This is a genomic window from Geminicoccus flavidas, assembly GCF_009806515.1.
Classification (GTDB): domain Bacteria; phylum Pseudomonadota; class Alphaproteobacteria; order Geminicoccales; family Geminicoccaceae; genus Geminicoccus; species Geminicoccus flavidus.
Genome location: NZ_WUJP01000509.1, coordinates 1 through 2,558 on the forward strand (window position 1 = coordinate 1; position 2,558 = coordinate 2,558).

Below are 2,558 nucleotides of genomic sequence, written 5' to 3' on the forward strand. Positions count from 1 at the left end.
GCGGCCCAGCACCACCGGCCTCCTGCCCGCGGAAGGCTATCGCAACCTGTACGGCTTCGAGATCGCACCGGCCTCGGTGACGCGCGGGATGGCGGTCACCATGACCGGCTATTTCACCACCAACCACGATGATGACGACGATGACGACGATGACGACCGGCGCAAGGACGGCCCGCGCAGCTTCTACTTCCACCGGCTGATGGTGGGCGACGGCGCGCCGATCCAGCCGAAGGCGGAGGTTAGCATCACCCGGGCGCGCTGCCGCCTCCACGCCGCGGCGGCCGGCGGCGAGCTCGAGGTGCAGGGCTGGGTCCATGCCGCCAACATGACGAATCCCCTGCCGGAAACCCTGCCGGTGGTGAAGCTCACGCTGACGACCCCGGCCGGCGTGCAACAACTGGTCGATGTGCCGGTCACCCGGGATCCCGCCAACCCGCGCTATGGCCGCTACCGGGTGGCCGGTGCCCGTGACATCGCCGCCTGCCCGCTCACCGTCACGGCCGCCTGGGAAGGCGACCTGGACCAGCGGATCGCCATCGTCGACCTGGGTGCAGTGGACTAGGCAGGCAGCCTGGCGAGCGCGGCAGCGGGTGGGCGCAGGATGCGCGTCAGCCGCGCCGCGCCGCCTCGATCGCGGCGACGTCGATCTTGCGCATGGTCATCATGGCGGCGAAGGCGCGTTTCGCCTCGTCGCCGCCCGCCGCCAGCGCCTCGGTCAGGACACGCGGCGTGATCTGCCAGGAAACGCCCCAGCGGTCGCGGCACCAGCCGCAGGCGCTCTCCTCGCCGCCATTGCCGACGATGGCATTCCAGTAGCGGTCGGTCTCCTCCTGATCGTCGGTGGCGATCTGGAACGAGAAGGCCTCGCTGTGCCTGAACGCGGGGCCGCCATTGAGGCCGATGCAGGGGATGCCCGCGACGGTGAACTCGACCGTCAGCACGTCGCCGGCCTTGCCGGACGGGTAGTCGCCGGGTGCCCGGTGCACGGCGTGCACCGCGCTGTCGGGAAAGGTCGCCGCATAGAAACGGGCGGCGGCCTCGGCATCCTTGTCGTACCAGAGGCAGATCGTGTTCTTCGCCATGGCGCGTTCCTTTTCTCCGAGGTGCGCGCGGCGCCGTCCTCCCGTCGGGCTATGCGCCCTCAAGCCAGGAGGATGGCGCTCGCTTGGGTGCCGAACGGGCCGCCGCCTGCGAGCGTGGTCCGCCGATAGCTGAAATAGCGCTCCGGCTGGGTGGCCGTGTCCAGGCCGGAAGCCTGCACCAGACGCAGACCGGCCCGGCCGAGGCGCAGGCAGACATAGGCTTCCAGGTCGAAATAGGGGCGGCCGTCGCGGCCGGTCACGAAGCAGGCATCCGAGGCCGGGTCCTCGGCGTGGAAGCGCTCCTGGAATTCCGGCCCCACCTGATAGGAGCGACGCTGGATACAGGGGCCGACCGCGGCCACGATCCGTGCCGGCACCGCGCCCGCCTGGGCCATCGCCGCGACGGCGCTCTCGACGATCCCAGACAGAGCCCCCTTCCAGCCGGCATGGACGGCCGCCACCACTTTTGTCTCGGCATCGCACAGGAGAACCGGGGCGCAGTCGGCGGTGGTGACCGCGATGGCGAGCCCGGGCACCGTGGTGACCAGCGCGTCGGCCTCGGGCGCCTCGTCCGGATGCCAGGGGGCAGTGACCCGTACCGTCGTGGTGCCATGGACCTGGCGGCCCACCACCAGATCCCGGGCATCCAGCGCCGCGGCGACGATCGCCCGGTTGGCCAGCACCTGCTCCCGCCGGTCGCCGGTCCGCAGCGCCATGTTGAGGCTGTCATAGGGCGGCGCGCTGGTCCCGCCCTGGCGGCCGAAGAAGCCGTGGCGGATGCCGGGCTGGGCGTCGAGCAGCGCGGTGGTGGTCCTCATCGGTGCTCTCCCGCATCCCCCTGGCCAGCCAGACCGGTCCCCTCGTCGATCAGGCCGGGCGGCAGCGCCTGGCCGGGTGCCGCCACCCCCAGCACCTTGAACGTCCGCCCCATCCGGTTGGGGTCGACCAAGCGGCGCGTGCGGCTCCAAAGGTCGGTCGCCCGATCCTCGTCCAGCCCCCGGGCCAGGGCCTCGGTGCGCAGCTCGATGCCGAGCCGGCCGAGGAACTCGCCCTGCGGCACCGGGCCGGCCGTGCGGCAGCCGGTTGCGGCGAAGGCGCGGATGAGCGGGGCGAAGTCGACGCGGCTGGTCAGGTCGATCTCGCCCGGCAGGTCGAACGGGTCCTGGACCTTCCGCTGGCCCCGCACTGCCTGCACCGTGTCGCCCGTGGCCCCCTCATAGGCGTCGCCATAGTCGATCAGCAGGGCGGCACCGCCGCAGGCTGCGAGCCGCCGCCCGATCGCGGTCGCCATGGCCTCGCGCGCGGGCGAGATCTCGTGGATCGCCCCGTCCGGGCAGTCCGGCATGACCTGGCCCAAGGGCGACGGCCTGGTCTCCAGGACCAGGCCCAGATGACCGCTGCCGCTGATCCCGACCCGGCGCTCGAACCAGTGGCCGGACAGATGGACGAGCTGGCGGATCGGCAGGGCGTCGAACA

At 71.9% G+C, this 2,558-nt stretch carries 4 protein-coding genes; 1 reads left to right on the forward strand and 3 read right to left on the reverse strand.

Annotated features, from left to right (window positions below; genetic code table 11):
• Positions 1–562, forward strand: a 562-nt coding sequence (locus EQG76_RS14335) for a hypothetical protein (protein WP_159714613.1), incomplete at its 5' end; no start/stop codon positions are given.
• A gap of 46 nt (positions 563–608) precedes the next feature.
• Here the strand turns inward: EQG76_RS14335 and EQG76_RS14340 are convergent.
• From EQG76_RS14340 to EQG76_RS14350, 3 genes are all read right to left on the reverse strand, one after another.
• Positions 609–1,082, reverse strand: a complete 474-nt coding sequence (locus tag EQG76_RS14340) for a VOC family protein (RefSeq protein WP_159714616.1) — start codon at positions 1,080–1,082, stop codon at positions 609–611.
• A 59-nt stretch (positions 1,083–1,141) separates the two neighbouring features.
• Positions 1,142–1,900, reverse strand: a complete 759-nt coding sequence (gene pgeF / locus EQG76_RS14345; protein ID WP_159714619.1) for a peptidoglycan editing factor PgeF — start codon at positions 1,898–1,900, stop codon at positions 1,142–1,144.
• Positions 1,897–2,558 (reverse strand): SAM-dependent methyltransferase (locus EQG76_RS14350; protein ID WP_200840822.1); only part of this gene is annotated, 662 nt, incomplete at its 5' end. The genes EQG76_RS14350 and pgeF, both read right to left, overlap by 4 nt.